This window comes from Dactylosporangium roseum, assembly GCF_025264685.1.
In the GTDB taxonomy this organism is placed as follows: Bacteria; Actinomycetota; Actinomycetes; order Mycobacteriales; family Micromonosporaceae; genus Dactylosporangium; species Dactylosporangium roseum.
In genome coordinates this window covers 8,032,602-8,049,758 of sequence record NZ_CP073721.1, presented here as the reverse complement: position 1 = coordinate 8,049,758, position 17,157 = coordinate 8,032,602, and the positions used below count along the sequence as shown (strand labels likewise).

At 70.7% G+C, this 17,157-nt stretch carries 15 protein-coding genes; 10 read left to right on the top strand and 5 right to left on the bottom strand.

All coding sequences use genetic code 11. The features are described 5' to 3' along the window. Window positions 1-55: 55 nt before the first annotated feature. The 3 genes from Drose_RS37870 to crtI are packed head-to-tail and all read right to left on the bottom strand — an operon-like array spanning window position 56 to window position 2,954. The gene (locus Drose_RS37870) at window positions 56-928 is read right to left on the bottom strand and encodes a MerR family transcriptional regulator (RefSeq protein ID WP_260725993.1); all 873 of its coding nucleotides are present in this window, start codon (window positions 926-928) and stop codon (window positions 56-58) included. Next, a complete protein-coding gene (gene idi / locus Drose_RS37865; protein ID WP_260725992.1) occupies window positions 928-1,461 on the bottom strand; it encodes an isopentenyl-diphosphate Delta-isomerase in 534 nt (177 codons plus the stop codon). The genes Drose_RS37870 and idi overlap by 1 nt, the downstream gene beginning before the upstream one ends. Beyond that, complete coding sequence (gene crtI, locus Drose_RS37860) at window positions 1,458-2,954, bottom strand: phytoene desaturase family protein (RefSeq protein ID WP_260725991.1); 1,497 nt, start codon at window positions 2,952-2,954, stop codon at window positions 1,458-1,460. The genes idi and crtI overlap by 4 nt, the downstream gene beginning before the upstream one ends. A 107-nt stretch (window positions 2,955-3,061) precedes the next feature. On the opposite strand from crtI, the gene Drose_RS37855 reads away from it, so the two are divergent. Both Drose_RS37855 and Drose_RS37850 read left to right on the top strand, forming a co-directional pair. Next, window positions 3,062-4,033 carry a phytoene/squalene synthase family protein gene (locus Drose_RS37855; protein ID WP_260725990.1) on the top strand — a complete coding sequence of 324 codons (972 nt, stop codon included), beginning with the start codon at window positions 3,062-3,064 and terminating at the stop codon, window positions 4,031-4,033. Then, entirely contained in the window at window positions 4,030-5,316 is a 1,287-nt protein-coding gene (locus tag Drose_RS37850) for a cryptochrome/photolyase family protein (RefSeq protein WP_260725989.1), read from the top strand. The genes Drose_RS37855 and Drose_RS37850 overlap by 4 nt, the downstream gene beginning before the upstream one ends. A gap of 9 nt (window positions 5,317-5,325) precedes the next feature. Here the strand turns inward: Drose_RS37850 and Drose_RS37845 are convergent, their stop codons facing one another. Further along, window positions 5,326-6,018, bottom strand: coding sequence for an HAD family hydrolase (locus Drose_RS37845; RefSeq protein WP_260725988.1), 693 nt, complete (start codon window positions 6,016-6,018; stop codon window positions 5,326-5,328). A gap of 42 nt (window positions 6,019-6,060) precedes the next feature. Here Drose_RS37845 and Drose_RS37840 point away from each other — a divergent pair, with 42 nt between their 5' ends. From Drose_RS37840 to Drose_RS37825, 4 genes are all read left to right on the top strand, one after another. Beyond that, entirely contained in the window at window positions 6,061-6,234 is a 174-nt protein-coding gene (locus Drose_RS37840) for a hypothetical protein (protein ID WP_260725987.1), read from the top strand. Window positions 6,235-6,305: 71 nt separating this feature from the next. Further along, the gene (locus tag Drose_RS37835) at window positions 6,306-7,268 is read left to right on the top strand and encodes a mechanosensitive ion channel family protein (protein WP_260725986.1); all 963 of its coding nucleotides are present in this window, start codon (window positions 6,306-6,308) and stop codon (window positions 7,266-7,268) included. Window positions 7,269-7,534: 266 nt separating this feature from the next. After that, a complete protein-coding gene (locus Drose_RS37830; RefSeq protein WP_260725985.1) occupies window positions 7,535-10,882 on the top strand; it encodes a S8 family serine peptidase in 3,348 nt (1,115 codons plus the stop codon). Window positions 10,883-10,979: 97 nt separating this feature from the next. Further along, window positions 10,980-11,435: a MaoC family dehydratase gene (locus Drose_RS37825; protein ID WP_260725984.1), complete on the top strand. Its 456-nt coding sequence runs from the start codon at window positions 10,980-10,982 to the stop codon at window positions 11,433-11,435. Between the two features lie 302 nt (window positions 11,436-11,737). Here the strand turns inward: Drose_RS37825 and fabG are convergent, their stop codons facing one another. Then, window positions 11,738-12,502: a 3-oxoacyl-ACP reductase FabG gene (gene fabG, locus Drose_RS37820; protein WP_260725983.1), complete on the bottom strand. Its 765-nt coding sequence runs from the start codon at window positions 12,500-12,502 to the stop codon at window positions 11,738-11,740. A gap of 197 nt (window positions 12,503-12,699) precedes the next feature. Here fabG and Drose_RS37815 point away from each other — a divergent pair, with 197 nt between their 5' ends. The 4 genes from Drose_RS37815 to Drose_RS37800 all read left to right on the top strand — a co-directional run bounded on the left by Drose_RS37815 (window position 12,700) and on the right by Drose_RS37800 (window position 17,131). Then, entirely contained in the window at window positions 12,700-13,683 is a 984-nt protein-coding gene (locus Drose_RS37815; protein WP_260725982.1) for a TolB family protein, read from the top strand. A gap of 71 nt (window positions 13,684-13,754) precedes the next feature. After that, window positions 13,755-14,393, top strand: a complete 639-nt coding sequence (locus tag Drose_RS37810) for a hypothetical protein (RefSeq protein ID WP_260725981.1) — start codon at window positions 13,755-13,757, stop codon at window positions 14,391-14,393. Between the two features lie 3 nt (window positions 14,394-14,396). Next, window positions 14,397-15,203: an endonuclease/exonuclease/phosphatase family protein gene (locus Drose_RS37805; protein ID WP_260725980.1), complete on the top strand. Its 807-nt coding sequence runs from the start codon at window positions 14,397-14,399 to the stop codon at window positions 15,201-15,203. A 191-nt stretch (window positions 15,204-15,394) separates the two neighbouring features. After that, complete coding sequence (locus tag Drose_RS37800; protein ID WP_260725979.1) at window positions 15,395-17,131, top strand: VWA domain-containing protein; 1,737 nt, start codon at window positions 15,395-15,397, stop codon at window positions 17,129-17,131. Window positions 17,132-17,157: the final 26 nt, after the last annotated feature.

Below are 17,157 nucleotides of genomic sequence, written 5' to 3'. Positions count from 1 at the left end.
TCAGCCCATGGCACGAACCTGGGAGTACCTCTACAAGGGACTTTTACGCAAGCGCCTAGGTCGATGCCGAGGTGAGAATCACCAAAGCCTCTGTCAAGGTACCCGGACGTAGGACGCCTTCCGGAAGCGTGGCCTCACTCCAGCCGGGGCCGGCCGCAGCCAGTACGACCGGACGCCCACGCTCGGCGAGAACGCGTTCGAGCTGGGCGGGGTTCGCGGTCGAGGCGAGGTGGGACCACACCAGCACGGCGGCCGGGCCGGTGCGACGTATCGCCGCGGTCAGTGCCGCCGGGGGCACTCTGGCGCCGAGGGTCCGCGCCGGCACACCTTCGGCGGCGAGCGCGGCGGCCAGCGCCTCGATCGGCAGGCTGTGCTGCTCCTCGTCGGCGCAGGCGAGCAGGATGTCGACCGGAACGCCGGCGTCGGGGCGCGGCACGGCACCGAAGACCGCGGAGACGCAGCCCGACACCAGGTGCTCGACCTCCACGAGGGCGCCGGTCGCCTCGTGCCGGTCGCCGATCGCGGCCAGCACCGGGCGCAGCACGCTGTCCCATGCGGCCACGACGCCGAGGTCCTGCACGGCCCGGAAGATCCGCTGCCGCACCGCGGGCGCGTCGAGGCGCAGGGCGGCGCGCGTGAGACCACGAACGGTGGCGCCCGTGTCCGGAGCGTCGGACACGGACGTGCCCGGGGACAGCGGTAGCCGGCTGGCCCAGCGCGCCGCCTCGTTGGGGGCGACGCCCTCGAAGATCAGCCGCTGCATCACTTCGAGCCGTTCGATGTCCTGCTCGGTATAACGGCGATGGTGGCCCGGCTCATGGAGCGACGGCCCCATGCCGTACCGCTGATGCCACGTCCGCAGCGTGGTGACGGCGACCCCGAGGCGCCGGGCCACCGCCCCGGCGGAATACGTGGCAGCGGGGCTCATCAACCGGACGACCGCCAGGCGTCGACGACCCCGGCGAGCCACGGCGCGTAGCGCTCCGGGAACCGCGCCATCGCGACGGCCAACTCGTCGGGCGCGACCCACTCGACCGCCGCCACCTCGGCGAGGTCGACCGCGGACGGCTTTCCCGAGAACGCGCCGACGAGCACGTGGTCGTACTCGAACTCGACGCGGCCGGACTCCGGATCATCGGCCTGGTAGACGTACACCCCCACTTCGGTCAGCGGCACGGCCGTCACGCCGAGCTCCTCGACCAGCCGGCGCCCGGCGGCCTCGGTGACGGCCTCGCCGGGCGTGGGGTGGCCGCAGCAGGCGTTGGCCCACCGCAGCGCGAAGCGGGTCTTCACCGCGGCGCGCTGTTGCAGCAGGAGCCGGCCGTCGGGAGAGATGAGCAGCACCGAGAAGGCGCGGTGCAGCCGTCCTGGCGCGCGGTGGGCCTCGTCGACGGTCGTTTCGCCGATCGGACTGCCGTCGGTGCCGACGAGTTCGACCAGGTGGTGCTCTCGAGTGTTCACGACGCTCCCGTAATGCGCTGGGCGGCGAGCCGGCCGGAGATGATGACCATGGGCACGCCGACTCCGGGCTGGGTGCCCGATCCGACAAAAACCACGTTGGACAGTGTGGGGTGGAGGTTGCCGGGCCGGAAGGGCCCGGTCTGCCGGAGCGTGTGCGCCGCGGCGAACGGGGTGCCGGCCGCCATGCCCTGATCTGCCCAGTCGGCAGGGGTGACGAACGTGGAGACCTCGATTCCGTCGCGGAATCCCACGTAGCCGCGCTGCTCGAGGGTCTCGATCAGTTCGCTGCGGTAGGTGCCGGCGAGCGACCCGCGCCAGTCCAGCGTGGGTGCGGTCAGGTTCGGAGTCGGCGCGAGGACGTAGTAGGTCTGGCGGCCGTCGGGGGCCAGCGTGGGATCGGTGCGGGTCGGGTTGGTCACCAGCAGCGAGGGGTCGCTCATCAGCCGGCCCTGGCCGATCACCTCGTCGAACGTCTCGTGCCACGCCCGCCCGAAGTGGATGTTGTGGTGGGCGATCGCACCGTACGACTGGCGGGAGCCCACGTGCAGCACGACGCAGGACGGCGAGTGGCGCAGCCTGCCGAGCAGCGGATTGCGCCAGCGCGGACCCGCGGGCAGCAGATCGCGGTAGGCCACCGGCAGGTCCGGGTTCAGCACGACGGTGTCGGCGGGGAAGCGGCGGCCGTCGGTGGTGACGACGCCGGTCGCGCGGCCGTTGGCGGTCTCGACGCGCTCGACCGTCGTCCCGTAGAGGATCGAGACGCCGTGCTTGACGCCGACGTCGGCCAGCGCCCGGGACACGGCGTGGATGCCGCCGCGCGGGAAGTAGACCCCGGCGACGGAGTCGAGGTAGGCGATCACCGCATAGAGGGCCAGGGCCCGGTGCGGCGCCACGCCCGCATACATCGCCTGGAAGGAGAAGATCCGGCGGGTGCGCGGATCCTTGAGAAACGAATCGACCTTGGATTGCAGCCGGCCGAAGCCGCCCTGCCGGATCAGCCGCCACAGGTTGGCGGTCACCAGGTCGCGCGGCCGGTCGAGGTTGCGGTCGATGAAGTCCCTGCGCTCCAGCGCCCACAGGTTGCGCGCGTAATCGACGAACCGCAGGTAACCGTCGGCCTCCCGGGAGCCGCAGACCCGCGCGACCTCGCCGGCCATGCGGGCGGTGTCGGCGATGACGTCGAGCGTCGAGCCGTCGGGGAAGTGCGCCCGGTAGGCCGGGTCGAGCCGGGTCAGCGAGAGCCAGGACGAGAGGTCCTCGCCGACGGTGCCGAGCAGGTCCTCGAGCAGCGACGGCATGGTCAGCACCGTCGGGCCGGTGTCGAACTCGTATCCGTCGACGGCGAGCCGCCCGGCCCGGCCGCCCGGGTGATCCTCCCGCTCGAGGAGGGTGACCTCACGCCCGGCGGCGGCCAGTCGGATGGCGGTCGCCAGGCCGCCCAGCCCGGCGCCGACCACGACGACGCGATCCGTCGGCCCTTGAACGGTTCGCATCGCGGCTCCCTGGGAAGTTTCGCCTGGCTCAGACCCTGAGCGTAGCGTAGGCTCGGGCTTGCGTCGATTTCTGCGTCGATTCGGTGAGCACCTATCCTGGAGGCCAAATGGACCCAGCGCCCCTGTCCGCCGCCTATGGGCGGTGCGAAGCGCTGCACCGCCAGCATGGCCGCACCTACTATCTCGCCACCAAGCTCCTGCCCGGGTGGAAGCGCCGACATGTGCACGCGCTGTACGGATTCACCCGCTACGCGGATGAGATCGTGGATCGCACCGAGGCGCTCAGCCCGCAGCAGCGCGCGGCCGAGCTCGCCGACTGGTCCGCGGCGTTCGTCGCCGGGCTGCGCGGCCGGCCGGCCGACGACCCGCTGCTGCCCGCGGTGCTGCACACCATCCAGGTCTTCGACATCGACCTGGAGGACTTCCGCAAGTTCCTCGACAGCATGGCGATGGACCTGACGGTCACCGAATACGCCACGTATGACGACCTGCTGGAATACATGGAGGGCTCCGCCGCGGTCATCGGCACCATGATGCTGCCGATCCTCGAGTCGCACGACCGGGCCGCCGCCCGCGAGCCGGCCCGCCAGTTGGGGCTCGCGTTCCAGCTCACCAACTTCATCCGCGACGTCGCCGAGGACTTCGAGCGCGGCCGGGTCTACCTGCCGAGGGAGGACCTCGACCGGTTCGGGGTCACCCACGAGGACCTGCGGCAGGCGGTCGCCTCGCGGATCGCCTCGGACAGGCTCAAGGCGCTGGTCCGGCACGAGCTGGCACGCGCCCGACGGCACTACGCGGCGGCCGCGCCCGGCATCCCGATGCTGGCGCCCACGTCGCAGTCCTGCATGCGGGCCGCCTTCCGGCTCTACAGCGGCATCCTGGACGAGGTCGAGGCGGCCGACTGTGACGTGTTCGTCCGCCGGGCCACGGTGTCCCGGCTGCGCCGCCTCACCGTCGCGCTCTCCTGCGTGCTGACCCGCCCGGGCGCCCCGGTCCCGGCGCCGCGCGAGCTGGACGTGCCGCAGCAGCGCGCGGCGGACCCGTTCCCCGACCTGCGGGAGAGCGGGCTCCCCGCATGAAGGTCGCCGTGGTCCTGTTCACCCGCGACCTGCGGGTGCACGACAATCCGGCGCTGTCGGCCGCGGCCCGGGCCGCCGAGCACGTCGTGCCGCTGTTCGTGCACGACCCGGCGCTGCCCGCGGGCCGCAACCGCCGCTGGTTCCTCGACGAGTCCCTCACCGACCTGAAGGAGTCGCTGCGCCGGCTCGGCGCCGACCTCGTCGAGCTGCGCGGCGACCCGGTCCACGAGGCCGTCCGGGTCGCGAAGGCGGTCGGCGCCGAGGGATTGGGTCTCGCGCGCGACGTCAGCAGCCTTGCCCGCGACCGGGAGCGCCGGCTGGAGCAGGCGTGTGCCGACGAGCGGATCGCCCTGAGGACGTTCCCCGGCGTGACGATCGTGCCGCCCGACGCGGTCCGCCCGGGCGGCGGTGATCACTACAAGGTGTTCACGCCGTATTGGCGCGCCTGGCAGAGCCGGAAACCGCGCGACGTCGAAGGCGCGCCACGCCGGCTCCGGCTGCCCAAGGTGCTGCCGAGGTCGTGGTTCCGGGACCGGAAGGTGCACCCGGACGCGGCGGGCGGCGAGACGGCCGCGCGCAATCGGCTCACCGGCTGGTTGCGTCACCTCGAGGTGTACGACCAGTTTCACGACGATCTGGCCGCCGACCGCACTTCACGGCTGAGCCCGTATCTGCACTTCGGCTGCCTCTCGCCGCGTGAGCTGGCGGCCCGCGTCGAGGGGAGAGCCGGCGCCGAGCCGTTCATCCGGCAGCTATGCTGGCGCGACTTCTACCACCAGGTGCTGCTCGCCTTCCCGGGCCTGCGCCGGGAGAAGTATCGGGCGGGTGCCGCGGACACCTGGCGTGACGAGGCCGGCGCGTTCCAGGCGTGGCAGGAGGGGCACACCGGCATCCCGATCGTCGACGCCGGCATGCGGCAGTTGCGGTCCGAGGGCTGGATGCACAACCGCGCCCGCCTGATCACGGCGTCGTACCTCACCAAGCACCTCCGCGCCGACTGGCGCCTCGGCGGCGACCACTTCTTCGACCTGCTGCTCGACGGCGACGTCGCCAACAACTACGGCAACTGGCAGTGGGTGGCGGGCACCGGCAACGACACCAGGCCGTACCGCCGCTTCAACCCGGTCCGCCAGGCCGAGCGGTTCGACCCGCAGGGTGACTACGTCCGCCGATACGTGCCGGAGCTCGCCGATCTCGAGGGCGGCGCCGTCCACACGCCGTGGAAACTCCCCGAGGCGCGCCGCAGGCGGCTGCGGTATCCGGCGCCGCTGGCCATGCCCTGAGCCGGCCGATCAGGCGGTCGTCAACGCCACCCGAAAGGCCGTGGTGAGCGCTTCGTCCAGATTGTCCAGCAGGTCCTGCGGGTCTTCGTAGACGGCCGCGGCGCCGTGGTCGAGCAGCTCCGCGATCGAGACGCCGCCGGTCGTCAGGCCGACGCAGGGGATGGAGAGCGCCCCGGCCGCCTTGACGTCCCAGATGGAGTCGCCGACGAAGACGACCTCTTCCGCCGACAGGCCGGACCGGCGCAGCGCCACCTCGACGATGTCCGGCGCCGGCTTGCTCTCCGAGGCGTCGTCGGCGCTGGTGACGGTGTTGATCACCGAGTCGGCGTCGAGGCAGCGCAGGAGCGCCTTCAGCTCGGGCTTCGACGCGGACGTGGCGAGCACGTTGCGCAGGCCCCGGGCGGCGCAGGTGTGCAGCAGCGCGCGGGCGCCGGCCAGCGGGCGCAACGCGGTCCAGTGCACGGCGTAGAGGCTGCTGTGGGCGGCCCGCAGGGCGTCGTCCTCGGCGGTGTCGTGGTCCGGGCCGAGCAGGTGGTCGAGGATCTTGTCGGAGCCCATACCGATCGCCCGATGGATCCGCGCGGTCTCCACGTCGTGCCCGAACTGGCGGAACGCGTGCCACCAGGCGACCGCGTGGAGGTAGACGCTGTCGACGAGGGTTCCGTCGACGTCGAACAGCACACCGGTCACGGGTCGTGTCATGTACTGGGTGATACCCATCCGCGAAGGGGTATCACCCAGTACATGACCGAGCCAGAGCTTCGTGTGGCCGACCCCTTCCCCGGCTTCGACGCCGATGATCTCGGCGACTTCGCGGTGGAGCACCGCAGCGTGACCCTCGCGGAGCAACTCGACGGCGGCCCCGAGCACGCCCGCGAGCCGGAGAGCCCGCAAGGTCTGGCCGGCATGGACGACTGACCTTCATGCGCCTCGATTAATTTCCGCGCGCATCGGGCAACTCCCAGGTACCAACCTTGGGAGGAGGCCTGATGGGTGCTGTCCGCGACGCGGTCGGGGACGTCGTGCGGTTCGTGCCGTCGTTCCTGCTGTTCGTCGTCATCCTGCTGATCGGCTGGTTCCTGGCGGTGCTCGTGCGCGCCGCGGTCCACAAGCTGCTGGCCCGTGTCGGGTTCGACCGGCTGGTCGAGCGCGGCGGTGTCGGCCGGGCGCTCGCCAGGAGCCGGTTCGACGCGAGCGATCTGCTCGCCAAGCTCGTGTACTACGCCATCCTGCTGTTCACGTTGCAGATCGCGTTCGGCGTCTGGGGACCCAACCCCGTCTCCGACCTGATCGAGAGCATCGTGGCCTGGCTGCCCAGGGCCGTCGTCGCGATCGTCATCGTCGTGGTCGCCGCCGCCCTCGCCAACGGGGTGCGTGACCTGACGACCGGCGCGCTCGGCGGTCTGTCGTACGGGCGGCTGCTGGCCAGCCTGGCGTACTGGTTCATTCTCGGCCTCGGTGTGATCGCCGCGCTCAACCAGATCGGCATCGCCACCACCGTCACGACGCCGGTGCTGATCGCGGTGCTCGCGACGATCGCCGGGATCCTCGTCGTCGGCGTCGGCGGTGGCCTCGTCCGCCCGATGCAGCAGCGCTGGGAGGGCTGGCTGGGCCGGATGGAGCAGGAGGCGCCGGCCGTGTCCGAGCGGGTCCGCGCGGCCGCGGAGGCCCGCCGTGCGGAGGCCGCCGCCCGGAGGGACGCCGAGGAGGAGGCCGCCCGGCGCGCGGCCGAGGAGGAGGCCCGCCGGGCCGCCGAGGAGCAGGCTCGCAAGGCGGCGGCGGCAGAGAGCGGACTGCAGATCATGCGGCCCACGTCCGGCCCGATCCCGGGCACGGCCGACTCGCCGACGATGGTTGTGCCGACGGTAACGGCGTCGCCACCGCCGAAGTCCGGCGACCCGGACGACAAGACCATCGTCATCAACTCTCCGCCACCGAACGACGAGCGCTGATTGACGGTTACCAACACCCCTGCGGCTTCCGCAGGGGTGTTTTACTGTGCGAACTCGGACGAGTTGGACATAGCAATTCGCTGATATAACCAACAGTTGCCCAGGCCTACCCTTGCCATTCCCCTACATTTCACCGCTTGAGTGTTTCCGCAGCGTGACGCCCTCTTTCCAGAGTGTCAGAAAGCTGGCATGTTGATGCATTGTTCCTGGGTGCATCGAGGGTTTGGGATGCGTGCCCAATCAGCCCGTCCACGAGAGGGGGCAGGATGAGTCGACGGAGATGGGTGCGCGCCGCGGTGGCGTCCGCACTCGTTCCGCCACTACTCGTGATCGTCTCGGCAAGCCCGGGCCAGGCCGCGCCGGTTCCCGCCGGAAGCCTGTCGTTGGTGCAGAGCCTGAAAGCGGCCAAACAGACGTCGGCGGCCAAATCGCCGACGAGCCGCATGGCCAAGACCGACCCTTCCCTGCTGAATCGCACCGACACCACCCGGGTGCCGATTGCGGTGAAGCTGGACTACGACTCGACCGCCACCTATTCCGGCGGCATCGCCGGATACGAGGCGACCAGCCCCTCCGTCACCGGAAAGGCGCTTTCCGGAAGTGCGGCGGAGAAACGCTACGAAAACCGGATCGCCGGTATCGAGGACAAGTTCCTCGCGGACCTGAAGAAGCAGGTCCCGGACGCCAAGGTGGGCCAGCGGCTGCGCACGGTCTACGGCGGTGTCGCGATGTCGGTGCCGGCCAACAAGATCGGCGCGATCCTGACCATCGACAACGTCGTGGCGGTCCAGGCGGACGTGGTACGCGCACCGCAGACCGACTCCAGCACCGCCTTCATCGGCGCCGACCAGGTCTACCCCCAACTCGGCGGCAAGCCGAACGCAGGCAAGGGCGTGATCTTCGGCAGCCTCGACAGCGGTGTCTGGCCGGAGCACCCGTCGTTCGCCGACAACGGCAACCTCGGCGCACCGCCCGCCAAGTCCGACGGCACCCCGCGCGCCTGCGACTTCGGTGACAACCCGCTGACCCCCGCGGCCGACCCGTTCGCCTGCAACCACAAGCTCATCGGTGGTAAGGGCTTCCTCGACACCTACAACGCGCTGCAGCCGATGGAGCAGTACGGGTACACCGCCCGTGACTCCGACGGCCACGGCACCCACACCGCGTCGACCGCGGCCGGCAACGCGGTCCCCTCGGCGAAGGTCTTCGGCATCGAGCGCGGCCCGATCAACGGCGTCGCACCCGGCGCGTGGGTCTCGGTCTACAAGGTCTGTGGCGCCACCGGCTGCTACAGCACCGACTCGGCCGCCGCGGTCGCCCAGGCGATCAAGGACGGCGTCAACGTCATCAACTTCTCGATCTCGGGTGGCTCGAGCCCGTACACCGACATCGTGGAGCTGGCGTTCTTCGACGCCTACAAGGCCGGCGTCTTCGTGGCCACCTCGGCCGGCAACAGCGGCCCCGGTGCCGCCACGACGGACCACCTGTCGGCGTGGGTCACCACCGTCGCGGCGTCGACCCAGAAGCGCGCCTTCCAGTCGACGCTGACCGTCGCCTCCAGCGACGGCAGCCAGGCGACCTACAAGGGTGTCTCGATCACCCCCGGCGTCAGCAGCCCGCTCCCGGTCGTCCTGGCCTCGGCGGCGCCGTACAACAACCCCAGGTGTGAGGCACCGGCTCCGCCCGGCCTCTTCGCGGGCAAGATCGTCGCTTGCGAGCGCGGCCCCGGCCGTGTCATCAAGGGCTTCAACGTCAAGCAGGGCGGCGCGGCCGGCATGATCCTCTACAACGCCACCCCGGCCGACGCGATGAGCGACAACCACTGGCTGCCGACGGTGCACCTGGCCGACGGCTCGGCCTTCGTGACGTACCTCGCGGCGCACCCCGGCGTCACCGCGAAGTTCACCCAGGGCGAGAAGGTCCAAACCTCCGGCGACGTGATGGCGAGCTTCTCGTCGCGCGGCCCCGGCGGCAACTTCATCAAGCCCGACATCAGCGCACCGGGCCTGCAGATCCTGGCCGGCAACACGCCGACCCCGGACGACGCGGCGGGTGGCCCGTCCGGCGAGTACTTCCAGGCCATCGCCGGCACGTCGATGTCTTCACCGCACATCGCCGGCTCGGCGCTGTTGCAGAAGGCACTGCACCCGGACTTCACCCCGGGTCAGATCAAGTCGGCGCTGATGACCACGGCGACCACCAAGGTCCTCAAGGAGGACGGTGCCACCCCCGCCGACCCGTTCGACCTCGGTGCCGGTCGCGTCCAGGTCAACCTGGCCGCGAACCCCGGCCTGACGTTCGACGAGACGGCGGACCGGTTGTTCGCGCTGGGCAACGACCCGGTCAACGCGGTGCAGATCAACCTGCCGTCGGTGAACGCCCCGGTCATGCCGGGCAAGCTCACCGCGGTACGGACGGCGAAGAACGTCACCAACAAGACGCTCACCTACCGGGTCGAGACGACGTCCCCGGCCGGCGCGTCGATCACGGTGTCGCCGGCAGTCTTCTCCGTCGCACCGGGCAGGACGCAGCAGATCAACATCACCATCAAGTCCGGCGCCGCCGAGGGCCAGTACTTCGGTGAGGTCCGGCTCAAGCCGGTCACCAGCGGCGTTCCGGCGCTGCACCTGCCGGTGGCCTTCGTGCCCAAGCAGGGCGACATCAAGGTGACCCAGTCCTGCGCGCCGTCCGCGGTGAAGCTGCTGCAGACCAGCGTCTGCACGGTCACCGCGACCAACGAGACCTACGTCGACACCACCGCCGACTTCACCACGACGTCGACACTCAACCTGCCGATCGTGGGCGCGAGCGGTGCCACGGTGGTCAATCCGCTGAAGGCCGAGAAGAAGGGTGCGGCACTGGCCGGGGCGGTCCCGGGCACGCCGTCGCTGCGGCCGGGCACGATCGCCGGCTACATCCCGCTCGACATCTTCGGGATCGCCCCGGTGCCGATCGGCGACGAGGACCTCACCTCGTTCAACGTGCCGACCTTCAAGTACAACGGCATCGACTACAGCTCGCTGACGATCGACTCCAACGGGTACCTCTACCCGGGCAGTGATGACGGCAACGAGAACAACAACTGCTGCAACATCACCCCGATCCCGGACCCGGCGAAGCCGAACAACGTCCTCGCGCCGTTCTGGACCGACCTCGACGGCACCGGCACGGCCGGCCTGTTCGTCGGCGTGCTGACCGACGGCGTGAGCGACTGGATCGTCGTCGAGTGGCGGGTGCGCGACTTCGGTACGACCACCAACCGGTCGTTCCAGGTCTGGCTCGGTGCCGGCGGCGCGCAGGACATCGTGTTCGCCTACGACCTCGCCAGCGTCTCCACCCTGCCCAACGGGCAGAACCTGGTGGTCGGGGCCGAGAACCTCAACGGCACCGGCGGCGAGGGTCTGCCGCTGAACACGCTGCCCACCGAGGATCTCCGTGTCGTCAGCACCGACCCGGTGCCCGGCGCGTCGACCTCGTACACGGTGACGGTCAGAGGTCTGCTGCCCGGCACCGGCACGGTGACGACGTCGGTCGTCAGCCCGGCGGTCCCGGGCACGACGATCGTCAAGTCCAACGTGACGGTGACCGGATGGTTCAACCGCACCGGCACCTGATCACCGCAACACCTTCGGCGGCCGGTCCCGTGAACACCGCACGGGGCCGGCCGCCGGCCGTTGACGAATCTTGCACATGATGTGCAGGATCAAGGTCATGCGAACGTTTGCGAAGGCCAGCGACCTGCTGGCAGCGGTCGGGGAGCATCTCGGCCACAGCGAGTGGCAGGAGATCACGCAGGAGCGCATCAACCTCTTCGCCGAGGCGACCGGCGACCACCAGTGGATCCACGTCGACCCCGAGCGGGCCGCGGCCGGCCCGTTCGGCAGCACGATCGCGCACGGCTTCCTGACACTTTCGCTCGTGCCGAGCCTGGTTTCGCAGGTGTACCGCGTGGAAGGCGTTCGGATGGGCATCAACTACGGCCTGGACAAGGTTAGGTTCCCCGCCCCGCTGCCCGCCGGCTCCCGGGTCCGGGGTGGCGTGGAGCTGCTCGTCGCCGACGACCTGGGTGAGGGCTGGATCCAGCTCAAGAACCGGGTCACGGTGGAGCGCGAGGGTGCGGCGAAGCCGGTCTGCGTAGCCGAGACGTTGACCCGTTTCCTCATCTGACCCCGCGCTTCCGCTGATCGGCCAAGGTCGCGAAGTCCAGCCCCCACCCCCATTGCCAACCTGGCCAGACCGCCAATCCGGGCGCGCGCCTCGGAGGCGCCGCCGAGCCTCGCAGCCCCCGTTGATCATGCAGTTGTGGTGCCTGACAAACCCGGACATTCTGGGAGTGTCGAGGCACCACAACTGCATGATCAACGGGGAGGGGTGGGTGGGGCGGCGTCGGAGTGGGCGTCGGAGCGCGCCTGCAAGAACCCGGCCGGGTCGTGCGACCGCAGGAAGTCGCGGGCGAGTGCTGCCGGTGCTCAGGACAGCGGCCCGCCGGCCACGTAGACGACCTGGCCGGAGACGAACCCGGCACCCTCACTCATGAGGAAGGAAATGGTGTGGGCGACGTCCTCCGGCCGCCCGACGCGCCGCACCGGGATCTGCTCGGCGGCGCCCTTCTGGAAGGTCTCGAAGTCGAGCTTCATGCGGGCCGCGGTCGCGGCGGTCATTTCCGTGACGATGAAGCCGGGCGCGACGGCGTTGACGGTCACGCCGAACGGCCCGAGCTCGATGGCCAGGGTCTTCGTGAAGCCCTGGAGGCCGGCCTTGGCGGCGGAGTAGTTGGCCTGTCCGCGGTTGCCGAGGGCGGACGACGACGAGAGGTTGACGATCCGGCCGTACCGCGCCTCGGTCATGTGGACCTGCGCCGCCCGGCTCATGAGGAACGCGCCGCGCAGGTGCACGCCCATGACCGTGTCCCAGTCGTCCTCGGTCATCTTGAACAGCAGGTTGTCCCGGATGACCCCGGCGTTGTTGACCAGCAGGACGGGCGGTCCGAGCTGCGCGGCGACGCGGTCGACGGCGGCGGTGACCTGTGTGCTGTCGGAGACGTCCGCGCCGACGGCGATCGCGCGGCCCCCCGCGCCGGTGATCTGCTCGACGGTGTCCCCGCACGCGTTCTCGTCGAGGTCCAGCACGGCGACCGCGTGGCCGTCGGCGGCGAGGCGGGTGGCGGTCGCGGCGCCGATGCCGCGGGCCGCGCCGGTCACGATCGCGACCCGGCTGTTGCTCGTGTTCGTCATGGTTTCGATCCTCGCCCGTAAGACACGGTCCTGAAAAGGCACTCTGAGTGCAAATTCTTGCGGATGGCCGTACGGCCAGGCGTTTTGTCCGTTTGGCGGAAATTTCAAAGTTCCTCTTCGGGAACCGTTCAGGTGCGACAAGGTTGCGCCGATGGTCTCGGCGTCACACGGACGCGACGGCATCATGGGGGGCACGGATGAAGGGCACGACGATCACCAGGACGCTGACGCTCGCTGGTCTCACCACGCTGGCGGGGCTCGGCGGCGTGATCGGCGCGACCGCCGCCTCGGCCTCGAACGCGGCCGCCACCCCGGGCCGGTCCGTCGTGTACGTCCGTGACGGTGTCATCTACCGCGGTGACGGCGCCGCCGAGGTCCGCCTCACCGAGGACGAGGTCAACGCCCGCCCGCGGTTCTCGCCCGACGGCACCCGCCTCGCGTACCTGCACAACGGCACCGTCTGGGTCATGAACGCCGACGGTTCCGGCAAGCACCAGGTCAGCGACCGGGCCGCCGGTGGCCCGTCCTGGTCCCCCGACGGCAGGTGGATCGCCTACTCGGCCTTGTCCTGCACCGGCGGTCCCGGCGTCTTCCGGGTGCCGGCGACGGGCGGCACCGCCTCCGAGCCGCTGTTCCCCGCGTCCTGCCGGGACCAGGCGGTGCCCGAGGTCGGCTACGCGACGGGCGCGCCGACCGACGGCTCGGCCGTCGTGGGCCCGTCGCTCGTCGACCGCCTGCGCGGCGACGACGCCGTCGCCTGGTCGCCCGACGGCGCCAGGATCGCCTTCCGGGGCGGTGAGTGCGAGAGCATCGCGGACAACTGCCTGAGCGTCGGCAACGTCGCCACCGGCGGCGAGCGGGCGATCGACGTCTACGGCGGTGGCGGCAACGGCACCAGCGGCTTCGGGGTCGTCCCGGCCTGGCGCGCCGACGGCCGGAAGGTCACCTGGACCACGTACACCGCCGACGGCACCGCGGTCGCCGTCACCGAAGCCGACGCCGACGGTGCCAACCGCCGCGTCATCGGCAAGCCCGACGACCGCGAGATGGTCTACGCCGGCACCCGCACCGGCGTGCTCACCGCCGCCCACCAGGGCCGCTCCTGGGTCACCGCGGTCAACCTGAGCACCGGCAAGCGCACCCCGCTGCACCGCGGCTCGCAGCCGACCGTCCGGCCCTGACCCGCAGCGCACCGGCCCCGGTTCCCCTGGAACCGGGGCCGTTTTGCGTGAACAGCGTGCATGATGCCGGTATGAGCCATAGGTTGCTGCCCGCCGTGCTCGGGTGCGCGCTGGTCCTCACCGGCGGATGTTCCGGTGACCGGCGGGCGGCCAGCCCGGAGGCGACGCGGGCGGGCACGGCCCTGCTCGAGGTGGCGGACCTCCCCGACGGATACATGGTCAGCCCGCCGCAGGCCGTGCCCGAGATGAGCGCACAGACCACGGTCAGCGTCGAGGGCTGCGGCCCGCTGCTCGAGCGGTTCCGCGCCGGCGGCGGCGACGGGACGGCGACCGTGCGGTTCGAGGGCGGCGGCACCGGGCCGTTCGTCGCCGAGGAGCTCTCCACTGACGGCGCCGAGCTGGCACGGCAGCGCGACCTCACACGGCGGTGCGCCACCTTCACCGAAACCGGCGCCGACGGCGACACGACCACCGTCACCGTCTCGGCCGTCGCCGACTTCCCGGGACTCGGCGACGAGACGGCGGCGTTCCGGATGGCGGTGAGCGGCGGTGCCGGCGACGCGGCCTACACGCTCAGCGGCTATCTGGTGCTCGTCCGGCTCGGCGCGACCACCTGCATCCTGGTCCACTTCGGCCAGTCGGCGGTCGACCGGTCGGAGACCGAGGCCGTCGCCGAGGCGGCGGTCCGCAAGGTGCGGCAACGACAATGAAGTATGCGGCTGGGGACGTTCAACCTCATGCACGGGCGGTCACTCGACGACGGGCTCGTCGACGCCGGCCGGGTGCGCGCGGCGATCGAGGGGCTCGGCGCCGACGTCCTCGGCTTGCAGGAGGTCGACCGTGGCCAGCAGCGCAGCGGTCACGCCGACCTCGCCCGGATCGCGGCCGAGGCGATGGGCGCCGCGGAGATGCTGTTCGTGCCGGCGGTCGTCGGCACACCGGGTGCGGGCTTCCGGGTGGCGACCGACGACGACCTGCACGGCGCCGACCCGCACTACGGCATCGCGCTCGTCAGCCGCTTCCCGGTGTCGGACTGGCGGATCACGCGCCTGCCTCCCGCGCCGCTGCGCGCGCCGATCCTCATTCCCGGGCCGAAGGCGCGCATGATGCTCGTCGACGACGAGCCGCGGGTGCTGATCGCCGCGGTGGTCGAGACACCGGTCGGACGCGTGACCATCGCCACTACGCACCTCTCGTTCGTGCCCGGCTGGAACGTGCGACAACTCCGCCTGGTGGTCCGGGCACTGCGGAGGATGCCGGCCCCCCGAGTGCTGCTCGCCGACCTGAACCTTCCGGGCGGTCTTCCACGGTTCTTTTCCGGCTGGTACCGCCTGGCCGGCCGTCCCACCTATCCCTCACCTGCGCCTCGAGTCCAGTTCGACCATGTGCTCGCCGACCGGCGCGGTTTCGAACGCCTGCCCCGGGTCGTCGACGTGGCCAGCCCGGACGTGCCCGTGTCCGATCATCGGCCACTGATGGTGACGTTCCGTGAACGACCAGGCACGCTGGAAATCGATTAGGGCGGATTTGCGCCCGACTGGAACGCCTTGTTGCAGAGGTGCGTCCGGCCACGATTGCGAGGCGTGTTCGCATAACTACGATTCTTCGGCGCCTTGTAGATTGGGCGTTCGTTTGTTGGGATGCGTACCGTCAGTGGTTTTCAACCGAAGGTACAAGGCCGCAAAGGCCGCCGGCCCGGAGGATATGAGCCGTGAAAGGTCGCCACCGCTTAGCGGGGTCGTCAGGCGGAGCGCTCAGAATCGGCGCCGCCGCCGTCGCCGTGCTCGTCGTCCTCGCCGGTAGCTGGTATGCGTTCGACAAGTTCTCCGAGCCCTCGTGCGGCAGTGCCGGGAAGCTCAGTATCGGCGCGCCCGCGGACCTCGCCCCTGCCCTCAAGGCCCAGGCCGGCGAGTGGGCGGAGCGGGCGAAGGCCGACGACATCTGCGCCGAGATCGACGTGTTCGAGGCCGACCCCGCGGACATCGCCGCCGCCGTCGCGGCCAAGTCGGAGAAGGCACTGACCGGCGTCGGGCAGGCCAACGGCAGGACCCGCATCCCGGACATCTGGGTGCCGGACTCGTCGCTGTGGCTGCAGCGGCTGAAGGTCGCCAACCCGCAGAGCGTGCCCGCCGGCACCAGGTCCATCGCCCGCAGTCCGGTGCTGCTCGCCATGCCCGAACCGATCGCCACCACCTTCGGCTGGCCGCAGACGAAGATCGGCTACGTCGATCTGATCAAGAAGGTCTCGGCCGACCAGAAGGTCAAGGTCGGCATCGTCGACCCGAGCCGCGACTCGACCAGCCTCGGTGGCCTGCTGGCCCTCGCCGCCGCCGCGCAGGAGGCCGGCGGTGGCAACGCCGCACAGGCCACCCAGACCGCGACCGCGGCCCTGCGCGCGCTGGCCTCCGGGCGCTCCCCGCTCAAGGCCGACCTGCTGCGGAAGTTCCCGCGCGGCAGCGACGCCACGGCGCTCAGCGGCGGGCTGACCGTCGCGCCGCTGTCGGAGCAGGCGATCATTCAGTACAACGCCCAGCAGCCGCCGGTCCGTCTCGCCGCGATCTACGCCGATCCGGCCCCGCCCGGCCTCGACTACCCGTTCGTGGTGCTCAACGCCGACCGGTCCGCGGTCGCCACCGAGCTGCTCAAGTCCCTCGACACCCAGTCGTTCCGCGACAAGCTCGGCGCGATCGGCCTGCGCGGCGCCGACGGCGCACCCGGCAAGGGCTTCCAGATCCCGGCCAACGCGCCCGGCGCGATCGCCGCGAGCCAGTTGCCCGACGCCGCGACCGTCGAAGGTCTGTTGCAGAAGTGGCAGGCGATCACGCTGCCGGCGCGCATGCTGGCGGTCATCGACGTCTCCGGCTCGATGCTGGAGAAGGTGCCGACCGCCGGCAACGTCACGCGCATGCAGGTGACGCTCGAGGCGGCGCGCAAGGGCATGAGCCTCTTCGACGACTCGTGGGCGCTGGGCGTGTGGACATTTTCCACACAGCTCGACGGCGCCAAGGACTACCGGCAACTGGTGCCGATCGGCCCGCTGGTCAGCCAGCGCACCCAGTGCCTCCAGGCGCTCCAGTCGATCCAGCCGAAGCCGAACGGTGACACGGCGCTCTACGACACCATTCTGGCCGGCTACAAGGCCGTCCAGTCCGGTTGGGACGGCGGCCGGATCAACTCGCTGATCGTCATGACCGACGGCGAGAACGACGACCCGGCCGGCGGTCTGTCGCTGGAGCAGTTGATCGCCGAACTGAGGAAGACGGCCGATCCGGCGAGGCCGGTCCAGGTCATTCTCATCGGCATCGGCAACAAGGTCGGCGAGGCCCAGATGCGCCAGATCACCGACGCGATCGGCGGCGGCACGTTCGTGGCCCCGGACCCGGCGAAGATCGGCGACATCTTCTTGCAGGCGATCTCCCTGCGCGGTCAGGTCACCCAGCCGAAGTAGCACCCGTGCTGCCGGGCCGAGGCGGT